Source organism: Pseudomonas rustica, assembly GCF_049959085.1.
Taxonomy (GTDB): domain Bacteria; phylum Pseudomonadota; class Gammaproteobacteria; order Pseudomonadales; family Pseudomonadaceae; genus Aquipseudomonas; species Aquipseudomonas rustica.
The window spans coordinates 529670-546874 of the sequence record NZ_CP188200.1 but is presented as its reverse complement, the minus strand read 5'-3'; the positions used below and the strand labels follow the sequence as shown (position 1 = coordinate 546874).

At 59.2% G+C, this 17205-nt stretch carries 16 protein-coding genes; 2 read left to right on the top strand and 14 right to left on the bottom strand.

The features are described from left to right. Together ACP3TY_RS02680 and leuA are read left to right on the top strand one after the other, a co-directional pair. Window positions 1–822 (top strand): peptidoglycan DD-metalloendopeptidase family protein, encoded by an 822-nt coding sequence (locus tag ACP3TY_RS02680; RefSeq protein WP_282354647.1) that lies wholly within the window; start codon window positions 1–3, stop codon window positions 820–822. A 453-nt stretch (window positions 823–1275) separates the two neighbouring features. Continuing rightward, window positions 1276–2955: a 2-isopropylmalate synthase gene (leuA, locus tag ACP3TY_RS02675; protein WP_053123514.1), complete on the top strand. Its 1680-nt coding sequence runs from the start codon at window positions 1276–1278 to the stop codon at window positions 2953–2955. A gap of 271 nt (window positions 2956–3226) precedes the next feature. On the opposite strand, the gene ACP3TY_RS02670 is transcribed toward leuA, so the two are convergent. The 14 genes from ACP3TY_RS02670 to hscA form a co-directional block, all read right to left on the bottom strand. Beyond that, window positions 3227–4018, bottom strand: coding sequence for an amidohydrolase (locus ACP3TY_RS02670; RefSeq protein WP_212548801.1), 792 nt, complete (start codon window positions 4016–4018; stop codon window positions 3227–3229). After that, complete coding sequence (locus tag ACP3TY_RS02665; protein ID WP_426619193.1) at window positions 4006–5154, bottom strand: pyridoxal phosphate-dependent aminotransferase; 1149 nt, start codon at window positions 5152–5154, stop codon at window positions 4006–4008. The genes ACP3TY_RS02670 and ACP3TY_RS02665 overlap by 13 nt, the downstream gene beginning before the upstream one ends. 245 nt (window positions 5155–5399) lie before the next feature. Beyond that, on the bottom strand, window positions 5400–6869 hold the full coding sequence (gene der / locus ACP3TY_RS02660) for a ribosome biogenesis GTPase Der (RefSeq protein WP_053123520.1): 1470 nt from the start codon (window positions 6867–6869) through the stop codon (window positions 5400–5402). A 139-nt stretch (window positions 6870–7008) separates the two neighbouring features. After that, window positions 7009–8160 carry an outer membrane protein assembly factor BamB gene (gene bamB, locus ACP3TY_RS02655; protein WP_053123522.1) on the bottom strand — a complete coding sequence of 384 codons (1152 nt, stop codon included), beginning with the start codon at window positions 8158–8160 and terminating at the stop codon, window positions 7009–7011. Continuing rightward, the gene (locus ACP3TY_RS02650; protein ID WP_053123524.1) at window positions 8153–8794 is read right to left on the bottom strand and encodes a YfgM family protein; all 642 of its coding nucleotides are present in this window, start codon (window positions 8792–8794) and stop codon (window positions 8153–8155) included. The genes bamB and ACP3TY_RS02650 overlap by 8 nt, the downstream gene beginning before the upstream one ends. 41 nt (window positions 8795–8835) lie before the next feature. Continuing rightward, window positions 8836–10125, bottom strand: coding sequence for a histidine--tRNA ligase (hisS, locus tag ACP3TY_RS02645; protein ID WP_426619192.1), 1290 nt, complete (start codon window positions 10123–10125; stop codon window positions 8836–8838). 37 nt (window positions 10126–10162) lie between these two features. Beyond that, a complete protein-coding gene (ispG, locus tag ACP3TY_RS02640; protein WP_008084646.1) occupies window positions 10163–11272 on the bottom strand; it encodes a flavodoxin-dependent (E)-4-hydroxy-3-methylbut-2-enyl-diphosphate synthase in 1110 nt (369 codons plus the stop codon). A gap of 3 nt (window positions 11273–11275) precedes the next feature. Beyond that, window positions 11276–12310 carry a RodZ domain-containing protein gene (locus ACP3TY_RS02635; protein WP_426619191.1) on the bottom strand — a complete coding sequence of 345 codons (1035 nt, stop codon included), beginning with the start codon at window positions 12308–12310 and terminating at the stop codon, window positions 11276–11278. Then, a complete protein-coding gene (gene pilW / locus ACP3TY_RS02630; protein ID WP_053123531.1) occupies window positions 12310–13068 on the bottom strand; it encodes a type IV pilus biogenesis/stability protein PilW in 759 nt (252 codons plus the stop codon). The genes ACP3TY_RS02635 and pilW overlap by 1 nt, the downstream gene beginning before the upstream one ends. A 12-nt stretch (window positions 13069–13080) precedes the next feature. Then, window positions 13081–14229 (bottom strand): 23S rRNA (adenine(2503)-C(2))-methyltransferase RlmN, encoded by a 1149-nt coding sequence (gene rlmN, locus ACP3TY_RS02625; RefSeq protein WP_008084652.1) that lies wholly within the window; start codon window positions 14227–14229, stop codon window positions 13081–13083. A 28-nt stretch (window positions 14230–14257) separates the two neighbouring features. Beyond that, window positions 14258–14683, bottom strand: a complete 426-nt coding sequence (gene ndk / locus ACP3TY_RS02620) for a nucleoside-diphosphate kinase (protein ID WP_007916882.1) — start codon at window positions 14681–14683, stop codon at window positions 14258–14260. A gap of 87 nt (window positions 14684–14770) precedes the next feature. After that, window positions 14771–14971, bottom strand: coding sequence for a Fe-S cluster assembly protein IscX (gene iscX / locus ACP3TY_RS02615; protein ID WP_053123533.1), 201 nt, complete (start codon window positions 14969–14971; stop codon window positions 14771–14773). A gap of 14 nt (window positions 14972–14985) precedes the next feature. Next, the gene (gene fdx, locus ACP3TY_RS02610) at window positions 14986–15327 is read right to left on the bottom strand and encodes an ISC system 2Fe-2S type ferredoxin (protein ID WP_007916885.1); all 342 of its coding nucleotides are present in this window, start codon (window positions 15325–15327) and stop codon (window positions 14986–14988) included. Further along, on the bottom strand, window positions 15327–17192 hold the full coding sequence (hscA, locus tag ACP3TY_RS02605; RefSeq protein ID WP_053123535.1) for a Fe-S protein assembly chaperone HscA: 1866 nt from the start codon (window positions 17190–17192) through the stop codon (window positions 15327–15329). Before hscA ends, fdx begins: the two co-directional genes overlap by 1 nt. Window positions 17193–17205: the final 13 nt, after the last annotated feature.

The following is a 17205-nucleotide window of genomic DNA, read 5'->3' as shown; positions in this document are numbered from 1 at the left end:
ATGCCGCGTTTTCTGGCTCCACTGTTTTTGCTCTGCCTGACCTTCAACGCCCATGCCGACAGCTACATCACCCGCATGCTCAACAAACCGGTACCGGGTGGCGTCGCCGTGGTTGATCTGGGCACGGCCGCGCAGGCGCCGACCGCCACCTATCAAGGCAAACCGGTGCTGGTGGTCAAGGAACAGGACAACTGGCTGGCAATCGTCGGCGTGCCGTTGACGGTCAAACCGGGTGCGCAGCAGATCAGCAGTGGCGGCCGTAATCTGCCGTTTACTGTCGGTAACAAGAAATACCCGGAACAGCACATCACCCTGAAGAACAAGCAGCAGGTCAATCCGGATCAGTCGAACCTCAAGCGCATCGAGGGTGAGCTGGCCGTGCAGATCAAGGCCTATCGCAGTTTCAGCCCGAATACGCCGAGCAATCTGCTGTTGGACAAGCCGGTCAACGGGCCGCTGTCGAGCAAGTTTGGTGTGCGCCGTTTTTTTAATGGTGAAGAACGCAATCCGCACGCGGGCCTCGACTTTGCGGTGCCGGCAGGTACGCCGATCAAGACCCCGGCGGCGGGAAAGGTGATTCTGATCGGCAATTACTTCTTTAATGGCAACACGGTGTTTGTCGACCACGGGCAGGGCTTTATCAGCATGTTCTGCCATATGTCGAAGATTGACGTGAAGGACGGCCAGCAACTGGCGCGTGGTGCGGTGGTGGGCAAGGTGGGCATGACCGGCCGCGCGACCGGGCCGCATATGCACTGGAATGTCAGCCTGAATGATGCGCGGGTGGATCCGGCGATTTTTATTGGAGCCTTCCAACCTTAAGACATTCGGTGAGGCTAATGGCCTCTTCGCGAGCAAGCTTTGCTCCTACAAGGACACCGCATACTTGTAGGAGCAGAGCTTGCTCGCGAAGACGGCCTCAAAACCACTAAAACACCCTCTGACACCCACCACCGTCAATTGCGTCCCAATCTAACCTCACGCAAACTTCAACAAGATCTGCTGACTTACTCGCAATAAAATCCTGCTAAACCCCGCTTTCCGAGTATTCCTCTCAATTTTTTTCGACTGCTTGCCATCCTCTCCCCTCGCGGTTAGGGTTGAAGGCATGAAAACCTCTCACACCCTCATTCAGCTTCGCCAGCACCGCAGCCTGTGCCTCGTCAGCGCACGACTGCCAGGCTGAATCGCTGCGCCTCGCCCAGAGCTTTTCCCGACATATTCGTAACACCGGCAGGCCGCCTTTTTTCGGCCCAGACAATAAGGAATTTCCCGATGAGCATGCTCAAAGACCCGTCTTCGAAATACCGCGCGTTTCCTGTCATCAACCTGCCGGATCGCACCTGGCCGTCGAAGACCATCGACACCGCGCCGATCTGGTGCAGCTCCGACCTGCGTGACGGCAACCAGTCGCTGATCGAGCCGATGGACGCGGTGAAAAAGCTGCGCTTCTGGAAAACCCTGGTGCAAGTCGGCGTGAAGGAAATCGAAGCCTCGTTCCCGGCCGCTTCGCAAACCGACTTCGACTTCGTGCGCACCCTCATCGAAGAAGGCCACATCCCGGACGACACCACCATTCAGGTGCTGACCCAGGGTCGTGAAGACTTGATCGAGCGCACCTTCGAATCCCTGCGCGGCGCGAAGAAAGCCATCGTTCACTTGTACAACGCCACTTCGCCTTCTTTCCGTCGTATCGTCTTCAACCAGGACAAGGACGGCATCAAGGCCATCGCCGTGAACGCTGCCAAGCTGTTCGTCAAATACGCCGCGATGCAGCCGGACACCGAGTGGACGTTCGAATACTCGCCGGAAACCTTCAGCGCTACCGAGCTGGAATTCGCCAAGGAAGTCTGTGATGCGGTGATTGAGGTCTGGAACCCGACGCCTGAGCACAAGATGATCCTCAACCTGCCCGCCACCGTTGAGTGCGCGACGCCGAACATCTACGCCGATCAGATCGAGTGGTTCGGCCGCAACATCAATCGTCGTGACAGCGTGATCATCAGCCTGCACACCCACAACGACCGTGGCACAGGCGTCGCCGCCACCGAGCTGGGCCTGATGGCGGGCGCTGATCGCGTCGAAGGCTGCCTGTTCGGCAATGGCGAGCGTACCGGTAACGTCGACCTCGTCACCGTCGCATTGAACATGTACACCCAGGGTCTCGACCCGCAGCTGGACTTCTCCGACATCGACGGCGTGCGCAAAGTCGTTGAAGAGTGCAACCAGATTCAGGTTCACCCGCGTCACCCTTACGTTGGCGACCTGGTGCACACCGCGTTCTCCGGCTCGCACCAGGATGCGATCCGCAAAGGTTTCTCCCAGCAGAAACCAGACGCACTGTGGGAAGTGCCGTACTTGCCGATCGACCCGGCCGACATCGGCCGTAGCTACGAGGCGGTGATTCGCGTCAACAGCCAGTCGGGCAAGGGCGGCATCGCGTACTTGCTGGAGCAGGAATACGGCATCAGCCTGCCACGTCGCATGCAGATCGAATTCAGCCAGGTCGTGCAGCGTGAAACCGATCGTCTCGGTCTGGAGATGACCGCCAAGCAGATTCACTCGCTGTTGATCAGCGAATACCTGCAAGCCAACACCCCGTACGCGCTGGTCAGCCATCGCTTGCAGGAAGAAAACGGCAACAGCAATGTTGAAGTGGAAGTGGCGAGCAAAGGTCAGGGCGAAACCAACCTGCACTGGCGCGGCAAGGGCAACGGTGCGCTGGAAGCACTGGTCGCCGGCCTGCCGATTCCGGTGGAGATCATGGACTACAACGAACACGCAATCGGCGCCGGCACCAACGCCAAAGCGGCGGCGTACATCGAGCTGCGTGTGAACGGTGAGCGTGCGGTGCACGGCGTGGGTATCGATGAAAACATCACCACGGCCAGCTTCAAGGCCTTGTTCAGCGCGCTGAACCGCTCGCTGAGCCAGCCTGAGGCGAAAGCGGCGTAATCGACTGCTGAAATGCAAAAGGCCCCGAAGCTAAAGCTTCGGGGCCTTTTTGTTCAAGATCAAAAGATCGCAGCCTTCGGCAGCTCCTACATTGGGATTTCGTACACCCTGTGCGATCGTTCCCACGCTCCGCGTGGGAATGAATCAGGGGACGCTCCGCGTCCAGTGACGCAGAGCGTCACGGGCTGCATTCCCACGCAGAGCGTGGGAACGATCAGCAAATGTGGGAGCGAGCCTGCTCGCGAAGGCGTCCTGTCAGGCGCCGCAGGAATCAGGTGAACTCGAAGGTATCGGCATCCAGATTCGCCGGAAAGCGCTCGCGATACGCCGCCAATGGCGCCGCTTCCAGCACCACCTTGAACACACCGTCCGCCTCCCCCGCCGCCAGCAAGCTCTCGCCCTGGAAATCCAGCACCTGACTGTCACCGGTATAAGCGAAACCCTTACCATCAGTGCCAACGCGATTCACCGCTGCCACATAACAAAGGTTTTCGATCGCCCGCGCCGGCAGCAAACGGTTCCAGTGCAAACGCCGCGCACCAGGCCAGTTCGCGGTGTACAGCAGCAAATCCGTATCCTGCGAATCACGGCTCCACACCGGGAAGCGCAGGTCGTAGCAAATCAGCGGACGCACACGCCAACCCTTCAGTTCGAACTGCACCTGCCGTTCGCCGGGCGTGTAGTGATTGTGCTCACCGGCCATGCGGAACAGATGACGCTTGTCGTAATGCAACACTTCACCGTCCGGCCGCGCCCACAGCAGGCGATTGCGATGGCTGCCGTCTGCCGCCTGAATAATCACGCTGCCGGTAATCACCGCATCGAGTTTCGCCGCCTGAACCCGCAGCCATTTGCTGGTTGGGCCGTTCTCGGCTTCGGCGAGCGTTTCTGACTCCATGGAGAAACCGGTGGTGAACATTTCCGGCAGGATGATCAAATCCGCCCCCCGCGCCTGCTCCAGCAATTGCTCGAAATGCTCGAAGTTGGCCTGACGGTCGTGCCAGGCCAGGGTGGTCTGGATCAGCGCCAGATTAAGATCGGGTAATGCACTCAGATCACGCATAGTTTCGCCGCCGCTTCACGCAGCGTCTCCTCGCGTTTGGCAAAGCACAGACGCACCAGGCGCTGGCCTTGCGGTGGATTCTGGTAGAACACCGACACCGGAATACTCGCCACGCCGTGTTCGCGGGTCATCCACATGGCCATCTCGACGTCGTTCAAATCAGGACGGATCTGCGAGTAATCGACCAGTTGGAAATAGGTGCCCGCGACACGGCTGAAGGTGAAGCGAGACGGGGCCAGCAGGTCGCAGAACAGGTCGCGTTTGGCCTGATAAAAATCCGGCAACTCTTCGACGTGCTCCGGGTGCTCGGCCATGTAATCGGCCAACGCGTATTGCAGCGGTGTCACGCCGCAGAAGCTGACGTACTGATGGACTTTGCGCAGTTCGGCGGTCAGTGCCGGCGGCGCAACGACATAGCCGGTTTTCCAGCCCGTGACGTGATAGGTCTTACCGAACGAGCTGACCACGAAGGCGCGTTGATACAGCTCTTCGTGCGCGAGCACGCTGACGTGGGGCACGCCGTCGAAGACCAGGTGTTCGTAGACTTCATCGCTGATCAGGTAGATGTCGCGGTCGCGGATCAGCGCTGCCAGTTGATCGAGTTCCGCGCGAGTGATCAGGGCACCGCTCGGGTTGTGCGGGGTGTTGATGACGATCATTTTCGTGCGCGGGCTCAGGGCCGCCGCGAGCTGCTCGAAATCGATGGAGAAGTCATCCGGGTTCAGTTGCACATGCACGCAACGACCGCCCGCCAATTCCGTTGCCGGTGCATAGCTGTCGTAGCATGGATCGAACACGATGACTTCGTCGCCGCTGTGGATAACTGCCTGAATCGCACAGAAGATGGCTTGAGTCGCACCGGGAGTGACGGTCACTTCGCTGTCGGCGTTGACCTGCACGCCGTAGCTGCGCGCGATCTTCAGCGCAATCTGTTCGCGCAGCGCCGGCAAACCGGTCATCGGCGAATACTGGTTGTGGCCACTGGCAATGTGCCGACCGACCGCATCGCGCAGCGACTGCGGGCCGTCGAAATCAGGAAAACCCTGGGACAGGTTGATCGCGCCGGTCTGCGCCGCGAGCTGAGACATCTGCGTGAAAATAGTGATGCCGACATTCGGCAGCTTACTGGTGATCATCGGGGGTTCCCTGCTCAACACCCGGCTCTGACGACGGCGCGGGAGAGCCCGAGGATAGCCCATCCGGCGCCCATAAAAAAAGGGCGCCGGATGGCACCCTTCTTATCGCCTAACCCTGTAGGAGCTGCCGAAGGCTGCGATCTTCTGATCTTGCCTTTAAAGCAAAATCAAAAGATCGCAGCCTGCGGCAGCTCCTACAGAAGCCATTGAGCATTCCCACACCAAGGCAGGAATGGCCACCTCAATTACTTCTTGTCGCGGCGCTTTTTGTCGGCTTTCTTGCTGTGCGACATCATTCGACGCTTCCTGTTGACCTGGCGGTCGGTCAGGGTGTTTTTGTTGCCTTCGTACGGGTTCTCGCCGCCCTTGAACTCGATGCGGATCGGCGTACCGACCAGCTTGAGCACACGACGGTAAGTGTTCTCCAGATAGCGCACATACGACTTCGGCACTTTCTCGATCTGGTTACCGTGGATCACGATGATCGGCGGGTTAGCACCACCCAAGTGGGCGTAACGCAGCTTGATCCGGCGGTTGTTGACCATCGGTGGCGCGTGCTCGCCCACCGCGTCTTCCAGAATCTGGGTCAGACGGTTGGTCGGCCAGCGGGTGACCGCGGACTTGAACGAGTTCTGTACGGACGCGTAGAGGTTGCCCACGCCAGTACCGTGCAGTGCCGAGATGAAGTGGATATCGGCGTAATCAACGAAGAACAGACGACGCTGCAGCTCGACCTTGACGAAGTCGCGCTCGCTCGGCGTCATGCCGTCCCACTTGTTGATCGCGATCACCAGCGCACGGCCCGACTCGATGGCGAAGCCGAGCAGGTTGAGGTCGTGGTCGACCACACCTTCACGGGCGTCCATCACAAAGATCACCACGTTGGCGTCTTTAATCGCTTGCAGGGTTTTGACCACGGAGAATTTTTCGACTTCTTCGTGGATCTTGCCGCGCTTGCGCACACCGGCGGTGTCGATCAGCGTGTATTTTTCTTCATTCCGCTCGAACGGGATGTAGATACTGTCGCGGGTGGTGCCAGGCTGGTCATAAACGATTACCCGGTCTTCACCGAGCATACGGTTGACCAGGGTCGATTTGCCGACGTTCGGACGACCGATGATGGCGATCTTGATCCCGTCTTTTTCGCTCGGGCCAGGAATGCGCTTGGCTTCCTCACCTTCGGCAACGATTTCTTCTTCGCCGTCTTCCGGCTCTTCTTCATCACGCGGGAAATCACCCAGGGCGATTTCCAGCATCTGCGTGATGCCACGGCCATGAGCACCAGCGATTGGAATCGCGTGGCCCATGCCCAGTGGTGCGAATTCAGCGCGGGCCATTTCCGGGTCGATGTTGTCGACCTTGTTGGCAACCACGTAGGAACGCTTGTTACGTTTGCGCAGGTGTTCGGCGATCATCTGGTCGGCGGCGGTGAAACCGGCCTTGGCATCTACCAGGAACAGCACAACATCTGCTTCTTCAATGGCCAGCAGCGACTGCTCGGCCATTTTTTCGTCCATACCGTGCTCGTCACCGGAGATACCACCGGTGTCGACCAGAATGTAGGAACGCCCTTGCCACTTGGCCTCACCGTACTGGCGATCACGGGTCAGACCGGACAAGTCGCCGACGATGGCGTCGCGAGTCCTGGTCAGGCGGTTGAACAAGGTGGACTTGCCGACGTTCGGTCGGCCCACCAGGGCGATTACGGGAACCATGCGGCTCTCCACTTCGTTATTTCAGAAAATACAAAAGCCGCTGCGAGGCAGCGGCTGGTGCTCGGGGCAACACTGTGGGAGTGAACAGGTTCACCTCCACTAGTGAAGCTGCCTGGGGTGTTATCCCCAAGCATAGTTGTTACTTGATGGTCAGGGCTTCCAGTTTGCCGCTGTTGCCATACACATAAATCGTGTCACCCACCACCAGCGGACGGGCACGCAGGCCGTCGCTGTCGATGCGCTCACGGCCGACGAAACGACCGTCAACCTGACTCAACAGGTGCAGATAACCTTCCAGGTCACCCACTGCTACATAGCTGGAGAACACTTCCGGAGCCGACAGTTGACGGCGAGCCAGCGAATCGTTGCTCCACAATGCTGTGGTGGAACGCTCGTCGACGCCTTCAACAGTGCCCGAAGACAGGCTCACGTAAACGCTGCCGAAACCCTGAGCAATACCCGCGTAGCTCGACGCATCGCGCTGCCAGAGTTGACGACCGCTTTCCAGATCCAGTGCCGCGACGCGACCCTGATAGCTGGCAACGTACAGGGTACCGCCGGACAACAGCAGACCGCCGTCGATGTCGACCACGCGCTCCAGTTCCGAACGACCTTGCGGAATCGCAATGCGTTGTTCCCAGACCGGCACGCCGTTGGAAATATCCAGGGCGACGACTTTACCAGTCGACAGGCCAGCCACCGCGAGGCGATTGGTGACCAGCGGTGCACTGGTGCCACGCAGGGTCAGAACGGCCGGGGTGCTGTCATACACCCAGCGTTGCGTACCGGTGGAGGCATCCAGACCGATCAGACGATCGTCCTGAGTCTGCACCACCACGACGTCGCCGTTGTTGGCCGGCGGCGCGAGTACTTCGCTGTTGACGCGAGCACGCCACTTCTCTTCACCATTACTGGCGTCCAGAGCGACGACTTCGCCACGCAGCGTACCAATCAGAACCAGACCGTACCCCACGCCAACGGCGCCGGAGACAGGCAGTTCAAGGTCTTGCTTCCACTTCACGTCGCCGTTGCTGCGATCCATGCCCATCACCACGCCGGTTACATCGGCGGCGTAGATGGTGTCACCGTCGATCGCCGGCACCAGCATGTTGTAGGTTTCGCCCTGACCGTCACCGATCGAACGACTCCACTGCTTTTGCAGAACCACTTCTTCTTTGAAGTCGGTCAGTTCAGCCGGTGGCAATTCTTTCTTGCTGTTGCTGCTGCAACCCGCGGCCAGAAGGGCCAGAGCCAGCAATGCTGCATGCTTCCAACGGATCACGTCACGCATCCCCTTTGGCCAGGTCGTCGAGCTTGATTTGAAGGCCACCGACCGCCGCTTCATCCGACAGTGCTGCCTTGGCTTTTTGATACGCCTTATTCGCGTCATCGGTACGGCCCAGCTGCACCAGCAGATCGCCCTTGAGTTCTTCGCGAGTGGCCAGGAACGCTTTGTCGGCGTCGCCGTCGAGCAGTTTCAGACCGTCTTCAGCCTTGTTCAGCGCACCCAAAACCTGTGCCAGACGCTGACGGGCGATTTCGCCCAGCGCCGGGTTGGCCGGTTTGTCGACGATGGCTTTCAGCTCGGTCGCGGCGTCGTCCAGCTTGCCGCTGTCGACCGCCACTTTGGCGACGAACAGGCTGCCGTACTGCGCGTAGGCAGTACCGCCGAATTCGCTGTTGAGCTTGCCGGCCAGATCCGCAACGCGGGCAGCATCAGGTTTGCCGTCAGGCGTCAGCGTGGTTTCCAGCAATTGCTGATAGAGCACCGAGGCGCCTTGCGACTGGTTGCCCTGATATTTGTGATAAGCCTGCCAGCCGAACACGATGACCAGCGCCAACAGGCCGCCGGTGACCAGAGGTTTGCCGTTGCGTGTCCACCAGTCCTTCAAATCCGCCAACTGTTCGTCTTCGGTACTCGACACCCCAATACTCCTTAATCGCTAAATCGGCTGTTTAGACAGCTTCAACCCTGCACGACGCAGGTGGCCAGGTGAGCGGCGAGCGCATCCCAGGCAATGCTTTGTTGTTCGCCCTGGCCACGCAGGGGTTTGAAACCTACCACTTGCTGGGCCATTTCGTCGTCACCGAGGATCAGTGCGTACAGCGCACCGCTCTTGTCGGCTTTCTTGAACTGGCTTTTGAAGCTGCCGGCGCCGGCATTGACTTGCAGGCGCAGGTTTGGAAGTTGATCGCGAACCCGTTCAGCCAGGGCCAGACCGGCCAGTTCGGCTTCTTCACCGAAGGCGCAGAGGTAGACATCGACCTGACGGGAGATTTCTTCCGGGATCTGCTCAAGAGTTTCGAGCATCAACACCAGGCGCTCGATGCCCATGGCGAAACCAACGCCGGTGGTCGGCTTGCCGCCCATTTGCTCGACCAGACCGTCGTAACGACCGCCCGCGCAAACAGTGCCCTGGGCGCCGAGCTTGTCGGTGACCCATTCGAAAACGGTTTTGCTGTAGTAATCGAGGCCACGCACCAGCTTCGGATTGAGCACGTACGGAATGCCGACGGCATCCAGACGCGATTTCAGACCTTCGAAGTGTGCACGGGACTCTTCATCGAGGTAGTCGGCCATCTTCGGCGCATCGACCAGCACCGCTTGAGTGTCGGCATTTTTCGTGTCGAGCACGCGCAGCGGGTTGGTTTTCAGACGACGCTGACTGTCTTCGTCGAGCTTGTCGTGGTGCGCCGAGAGGTACTCGACCAGCGCTTCACGATAACGCCCACGGGACTCGCTGGTGCCGAGGCTATTGAGTTCAAGTTTGACCGCATCACGGATACCCAGCTCGCCCCACAGGCGCCAGGTCATGATGATCAGCTCGGCGTCGATGTCCGGACCGTCGAGGTTGAACACCTCCAGACCGATCTGGTGGAACTGACGATAACGGCCTTTCTGCGGACGCTCGTGGCGGAACATCGGGCCGATGTACCAGAGTTTCTGCACCTGGCCACCGCCGGTGATGCCGTGCTCAAGCACCGCACGCACGCACGCCGCAGTGCCTTCCGGACGCAGGGTCAGGGAGTCGCCGTTGCGGTCTTCAAAGGTGTACATCTCTTTTTCGACGATGTCGGTCACTTCACCGATCGAGCGCTTGAACAGCTCGGTGAACTCGACGATCGGCATGCGGATCTGCTTGTAACCGTAGTTATCCAGCAGACGCGCAACGGTGCCCTCTAAATAACGCCACAGGGGAGTCTGTTCGGGCAGGATGTCGTTCATGCCACGAATGGCTTGCAATGACTTGCTCACTTTAAATCCTTAAATTCGTTCGGCTCTTCAGTCAGGGTCAGCCGCGCGCAATTACGGCAGCGTCAGCTTCGACCTTTTCGGCCGCTTTCTGGCGGATCAGCCTTTCCAGCTCGTCCACCAGATTGTCATTCGTCAGTTTCTGCGCCGGCTTGCCGTCGATGTAAATCAGGTTTGGCGTGCCGCCGGTCAAGCCGATATGGGCTTCCTTGGCTTCGCCGGGGCCGTTGACCACACAACCGATTACCGCGACATCCAGCGGCACCAGCAGGTCTTCAAGGCGCCCTTCCAGCTCGTTCATGGTTTTCACCACATCGAAATTCTGCCGCGAGCAGCTCGGGCAGGCGATGAAGTTGATGCCACGGGAACGCAGATGCAAAGACTTGAGGATGTCGTAACCGACCTTCACTTCCTCGACCGGATCGGCCGCCAGCGAGATGCGGATAGTATCGCCAATCCCTTCGGCGAGCAGCATACCTAGGCCCACGGCGGATTTCACTGTGCCCGAACGCAATCCACCGGCTTCGGTGATGCCCAGGTGCAGCGGCTGGACGATTTCTTTCGCCAGCAAGCGGTAGGCTTCGACGGCCATGAACACGTCGGAGGCCTTCACGCTGACCTTGAAGTCCTGAAAATTCAGGCGTTCGAGGTGTTCAACGTGACGCAAAGCAGACTCAACCAGCGCGGCCGGGGTCGGCTCGCCGTATTTCTTTTGCAGGTCTTTTTCCAGCGAGCCGGCGTTGACGCCGATGCGGATCGGGATCCCGCGATCACGCGCGGCATCGACCACAGCACGAACACGGTCTTCGCGACCGATGTTGCCCGGGTTGATGCGCAGGCAGTCGACGCCCAGTTCGGCTACGCGCAGAGCGATCTTGTAGTCGAAGTGGATGTCGGCAACCAACGGCACTTTGACCAGTTGTTTGATCTTGCCGAACGCCTCGGCGGCGTCCATGTCCGGTACCGATACGCGGACGATGTCGACGCCGGCGGCTTCCAGACGATTGATTTGCGCAACAGTGGCGGCAACGTCATTGGTGTCGCTGTTGGTCATGCTTTGCACAGCGATCGGCGCATCGCCGCCCACCGGTACGTTGCCGACCCAGATCTTGCGCGAAACGCGACGTTTGATTGGAGATTCGCCGTGCATGACTTATTGACCCAACTTCAGGCGAGCAGTCTCGCCACTGGTGAACGGAGCGACATCGACCGGCTGGCCGTTGTAGCTGACCTGCGCGCCGCGAGCGTAGCCCAGGCGGACGGCAAACGGTGGCTTGCCGGCAACGGCGAGGCTGTCGCCCTTACGCTTGAGACCACTGAACAATACTTTGCCGCTGCCATCGGTGACTTGCGTCCAGCAATCGGCAACGAACTGCATTGAAACCTGACCTTCGCCAGCCACTGGTGCCACTGGAGCCACGGTTGGGGCGATCGGTGCAGTCGTGGTTGGTGCTGGTGTGGCAGGCAGAGCCGGAGCAGGTGTTGCCGGAGTGGCAACCACTGGCGCTGGCGTGTGAACCGGCGCAGTCGGCGCAACCGCTGGAGCGGTCGGCGTTGCTGGCGCAGTCGATGTTGCAGGAGCAGTAGCTTCGGCACCGGTGGATTCCGCGGTGGTTTCCGATTGTGGCAGCGCCAGAGCGGTCGCGCCCTCGGCCTGACCTTCGGCGACGGCCTGGTCTTCCGGCTCGTCGATCGGGTGAATCTGCGTGGTGCCGTCGGCGCCTTCGACTTCAACGTGTTCCGGCGTCAGGCTGGTGAAGTCCTTGGTACGCAGCGAGGTCTGATCCTGCCACCAGACGAAACCACCGCCGATGACCGCGATCAGCAACAACAGGCTGACGATACGCAAAATAGTGTGGGAAACCCGCACAGGCTCTTCGATACGGCCCAAGGCGTGAACGTTGCTGCCTTGGGAATCGGTGCCGGTGGACTGGTCGAACTGCTGAACCAGAACGGTCTGATCCATGCCGAGCAATTTGGCATACGCGCGAATATAACCGCGAGCAAAGGTATGCCCCGGCAGCTTGTCGAAAGCACCGGCTTCAAGATTGCCCAGAGACGTCACGGTGAGGTTGAGCTTGAGGGCCACTTCGGCCAGCGACCAGCCATTGCTTTCGCGGGCCTGGCGCAGGGTCTCACCGGGGTTAACGCGATTCGCTGCTACAACTTCGGGATGCGCCGCTTTCATCATTGCTCCGACAGGTATTGCTGATATTCCGGCGTACCGGGATAGAGTCGTTTTAATTGCAGGCCATAACTGGCGGCCTTGTCGCGATCTTCAAACACTTTTGCCAGCCGAACGCCGAGCAATAGACTACGTGCATTTTGTTCGGTCAGCAGGCTGAAACGGTCGTAATAGTCACGCGCGGGCACATAATGCCTGTCTTCGAAGGACAACTCAGCCATTTCCAGCAATGCGCGCGGTTGTTGACGGTTCAGCCGCAAGGCTTTTTCCAGTTGCTGCTGCGCGACATCACGCTGACCGAGTTTCGCCGCCGTCATGCCGAGGTTCTCGAACACACGCGAGCGCTCAGGATACAGGGTATCGGCGGCCGCCTGTTCAAAACGCTCGTAGGCTTCTTTATAACGCTGTTCTTCGTAGAGAAAACTGCCGTAGTTGTTGAGGATACGGGCATCGGCGGGACGCGAGGACAAGGCCTTGCGGAAATGCTCGTCGGCCAGTGCAGGCTCCATTTCGGCTTGAAACACCAAACCGAGCGCGGCATTGGCGTCTGGATCCGAACTGTCGAGTTCCAGCGCCTTCTTCAACGGCACCTTGGCCCGTTCGGTCATGCCTTGTTGCAAGTATCCCAGTCCCAACTGCACGTACGCAGCCCGCGCTTCATCGCGGCCCTTGCTGGTCTTCATCGGGTTGTAGTCACCCGACAGGACACAACCAGCACACAGGCTGGCCAACAGCAACAGCAGCGCAAAGCGCAGGGACATAGAGATCCTCTCTTAGTTAGTGTTCGCGGCGTTCTGTGCCAGATCGCTGTCGGCGTTCAACTCACGCACGGCGATATAACGTTCGCTGCGACGGGTGCGATCCAGCACCTGCCCTACCAATTGACCACATGCGGCGTCGATGTCTTCACCACGGGTGGTGCGGACAGTGACGTTGAAACCGGCCTGATGCAACTGATCCTGGAAACGACGAATCGCGTTGTTGCTCGGACGCTCGTACCCGGAATGCGGGAACGGGTTGAACGGAATCAGGTTGATCTTGCACGGAATATTTTTCAGCAACTCGACCATCTCAACGGCGTGTTCAACCTTGTCGTTGATGTCTTTGAGCAAGGTGTACTCGATGGTCAGCACACGTTTTTCGCCCAGGGACGACATGTAACGCTGGCACGACTCGAGCAGCATCTTAAGCGGATATTTCTTGTTGATCGGCACCAATTGGTTACGCAATGCGTCATTCGGTGCGTGCAGGGACAACGCCAGGGAGACGTCGATGTGCTTGGCCAGCTCATCGATCATCGGCACCACGCCCGAGGTGGACAGGGTCACGCGGCGCTTGGAGATCCCGTAGCCGAGGTCATCCATCATCAGATGCATGGCGGCGACGACGTTGTCGAAGTTCAGCAGCGGCTCACCCATGCCCATCATCACCACGTTGGTGATGGCACGGTCGACGGTTGCCGGGACACTGCCGAAAGATTTGTTGGCAATCCACACCTGACCGATGACTTCGGCGGCGGTGAGGTTGCTATTGAAGCCTTGCTTGCCGGTGGAGCAGAAACTGCAATCCAGGGCACAGCCTGCCTGGGACGAAACGCACAGAGTGCCGCGTTTGCCCTGGGGAATGTACACGGTCTCGACGCAGCTGCCGGACGCCACACGCACCACCCACTTACGGGTGCCGTCGGTGGAGATGTCCTCGCTGACCACTTCCGGACCACGGACCTCAGCAATAACCTTGAGCTTGTCGCGCAAGGCCTTGCTGACGTTCGTCATGGCGTCGAAATCATCGACACCAAAGTGGTGAATCCATTTCATTACCTGACCGGCACGGAAACGCTTCTCCCCGATTGAGTCGAAGAATTTTTCCATTTCCTGTTGAGTCAGACCCAGCAGGTTGGTTTTTACAGTCGATGTAGTCATGGATTCACCTTCACTCTTAAGCCAATGCTTAGCGAGTGGTTACTTCAGTAGCTGCGAAGAAGTACGAGATTTCACGAGCAGCTGCGGCTTCGGAGTCCGAACCGTGAACAGCGTTGGCGTCGATGGAATCAGCGAAGTCAGCGCGGATGGTGCCGGCAGCAGCTTCTTTAGGGTTGGTAGCGCCCATCAGCTCACGGTTCAGAGCGATAGCGTTTTCGCCTTCCAGAACCTGAACAACAACAGGGCCGGAGATCATGAAAGCAACCAGGTCGCCGAAGAAACCACGAGCGCTGTGCTCAGCGTAGAAGCCTTCAGCTTCAGCTTTGGACAGTTGCTTCAGTTTCGAAGCTACAACGCGCAGGCCGGCTTTTTCGAAACGAGTGGTGATTTCGCCGATGACGTTTTTTGCAACAGCGTCAGGCTTGATGATGGAGAAAGTGCGTTGAACAGCCATGGTGTAACTCCAGAAACGGTAATTTGCGAAAAATTAAACCCGCGAATTATACGCGGGTTCTTGGGTATTGCCTAACCTGCGAGACGATCAGTCCAATTCTTTGGCCCAGAGCTCCTGAACCGCTTCCAGCACCTTCTCGCCGACACGGCCAGAAGTGCCATCGAAGTCAGGCAGATCAAGGATCATCTGCTGCAAACGGACAAAACCTACAGAATATGGATCGACGCCGGCATGGGCCTCGGCCAGTTCTTCTGCAATACGTTGAACATCATTCCAACCGTAGCTCATGACAGTCTTACCAGTCAGTGCGGCGCTTCAGCCGCATGGTTAAGCGAATATTTCGGAATTTCGACGGTGATGTCTTCTTCACCAACGATAGCCTGACAGGCCAGACGCGATTGCGCTTCCAGGCCCCATGCACGATCGAGGAAGTCTTCTTCCAGCTCGTCAGCCTCTTCCATCGAGTCGAAACCCTCGCGGATGATGCAGTGGCAGGTGGTGCAAGCGCAGACGCCGCCGCAGGCGCTTTCCATCTCGATGTGGTGTTCGTGGGCCAGTTCGAGAATCGATGTGCCGGGCGCAGCCTCGACCACCATGCCTTCAGGGCAGAACTTCTCGTGTGGCAGAAAAATGACCTGCGGCATCAGATATCCTCGATTTCATTCAGATTGCGCCCCGACAGAGCGGCTTTCACCGTCAGATCCATGCGGCGGGCAGCAAAAGCATCGGTCACTTGCGACAGACGCTTGGTCTGCTGCTCGATGGCGTAACCATCGGTACCTTTCATCAGTTCAGCCAGTTCCTGCAGCTGCAGGTCGATGACCATGCGCTCTTCGGCGTCGAGCAAACGCTCGCCATCAACCTCCAGAGCACCCTGCACCGCTTCGATCAGGCGTTGGGCATCAACTTGCTGCTCGCGCAGCACGCGGGCGACCTTGTCGTCATTGGCGTGCTGGAACGAATCCTTGAGCATCTTCGCGATTTCGCCGTCGGTCAGACCGTAAGACGGCTTGACCTGAATGCTCGCTTCAACGCCTGAGCCCAACTCACGGGCAGACACGCTGAGCAGACCGTCGGCATCGACCTGGAAGGTCACGCGAATTTTCGCTGCACCGGCGACCATCGCTGGAATGCCACGCAATTCGAAGCGCGCCAGCGAGCGGCAGTCACTGATCAGCTCGCGCTCACCCTGCAGAACGTGGATCGCCATGGCCGACTGGCCGTCTTTGTACGTAGTGAAATCTTGTGCGCGAGCGACGGGGATGGTGGTGTTGCGCGGAATCACCTTCTCCATCAAACCGCCCATGGTTTCCAGCCCCAGGGACAGTGGAATCACGTCGAGCAGCAGCAGTTCGCCGCCATCGCGCTTGTTGCCAGCCAGGGTATCGGCCTGGATCGCGGCACCGATGGCCACCACTTGATCCGGGTCGATTTCGGTCAGAGGCTGACGACCAAAGGCTTCGGCAACGGCTTCGCGAACGCGAGGAACGCGAGTCGAACCGCCAACCATAACCACAGCGTGTACGTCGTCCAGTTCGATGCCGGAGTCGCGCACGGCGCGGCGACAAGCTTTCAGGCTGCGCGCGACCATTGGCTCGATCAGCGCATCGAAGGCTTCGCGGGTCAGCGGTGCTTTCCAGTCGCCGTAGGCCACTTCAACACTGGCCGAGTCGGTCAGGGCTTCTTTGGCCGCGCAAGCGGTTTGCAGCAGATTACGTTGTGCGCCCGGATCGAGATCGGCGGACAGGCCGGCGCTCTCGATGATCCAGCCGGCAATCGCGTGATCGAAATCATCGCCGCCCAGCGCGCTGTCGCCGCCAGTGGCCAGCACTTCAAAAACACCGCCAGTCAGACGCAGAATCGAAATATCGAAAGTACCGCCGCCGAGGTCATAAATTGCGACCAGGCCTTCGGCGTGCTGATCCAGACCGTACGCCACGGCGGCCGCAGTCGGCTCGTTGAGCAGACGCAGCACATTCAGACCGGCCAACTTGGCCGCATCCTTGGTGGCTTGACGCTGAGCATCATCGAAATACGCCGGAACGGTGATCACCGCGCCAACCAGCTCGCCACCCAAGGTCGCTTCAGCGCGCTGACGCAGCACCTTGAGGATATCGGCGGAGACTTCGACCGGGCTTTTCGGGCCTTGCACGGTGTCGATGAACGGCATGTGCGATTCGCCACCGACAAAGCGGTAAGGCAACTGGTCGCCCAATTGCTTGACGTCGGACAGACCACGACCCATCAAGCGCTTGACCGACAGCACAGTATTCAAAGGATCGGACGCGGCGGCCAGCTTCGCCGACTCGCCGACTTCGACGTGATCGGCGTGGTAACGCACAGCGGACGGCAGGATGACCTGCCCGTTTGCGTCGGCCAACGGTTCGGAAAGACCACTGCGCAACGCAGCGACCAGCGAATTGGTAGTGCCCAAGTCGATCCCCACAGCCAGACGACGCTGGTGCGGTTGAGGACTTTGGCCGGGTTCGGCGATCTGCAGTAGGGCCATCGTGATCAGGACT

Bases quoted from the DNA above. Each gene is read 5' to 3' on its own strand.
- ispG (WP_008084646.1), bottom strand. From the start codon at position 11,272: ATGCACGGCGAATCTCCAATCAAACGTCGCGTTTCGCGCAAGATCTGG.
- hscA (WP_053123535.1), bottom strand. From the start codon at position 17,192: ATGGCCCTACTGCAGATCGCCGAACCCGGCCAAAGTCCTCAACCGCAC.
- fdx (WP_007916885.1), bottom strand. From the start codon at position 15,327: ATGCCGCAGGTCATTTTTCTGCCACACGAGAAGTTCTGCCCTGAAGGC.
- ACP3TY_RS02635 (WP_426619191.1), bottom strand. From the start codon at position 12,310: ATGAAAGCGGCGCATCCCGAAGTTGTAGCAGCGAATCGCGTTAACCCC.
- der (WP_053123520.1), bottom strand. From the start codon at position 6,869: ATGGTTCCCGTAATCGCCCTGGTGGGCCGACCGAACGTCGGCAAGTCC.
- pilW (WP_053123531.1), bottom strand. From the start codon at position 13,068: ATGTCCCTGCGCTTTGCGCTGCTGTTGCTGTTGGCCAGCCTGTGTGCT.
- ACP3TY_RS02670 (WP_212548801.1), bottom strand. From the start codon at position 4,018: ATGCGTGATCTGAGTGCATTACCCGATCTTAATCTGGCGCTGATCCAG.
- bamB (WP_053123522.1), bottom strand. From the start codon at position 8,160: ATGCGTGACGTGATCCGTTGGAAGCATGCAGCATTGCTGGCTCTGGCC.
- leuA (WP_053123514.1), top strand. From the start codon at position 1,276: ATGAGCATGCTCAAAGACCCGTCTTCGAAATACCGCGCGTTTCCTGTC.
- iscX (WP_053123533.1), bottom strand. From the start codon at position 14,971: ATGAGCTACGGTTGGAATGATGTTCAACGTATTGCAGAAGAACTGGCC.
- ACP3TY_RS02680 (WP_282354647.1), top strand. From the start codon at position 1: ATGCCGCGTTTTCTGGCTCCACTGTTTTTGCTCTGCCTGACCTTCAAC.
- rlmN (WP_008084652.1), bottom strand. From the start codon at position 14,229: ATGACTACATCGACTGTAAAAACCAACCTGCTGGGTCTGACTCAACAG.
- ACP3TY_RS02665 (WP_426619193.1), bottom strand. From the start codon at position 5,154: ATGATCACCAGTAAGCTGCCGAATGTCGGCATCACTATTTTCACGCAG.
- ndk (WP_007916882.1), bottom strand. From the start codon at position 14,683: ATGGCTGTTCAACGCACTTTCTCCATCATCAAGCCTGACGCTGTTGCA.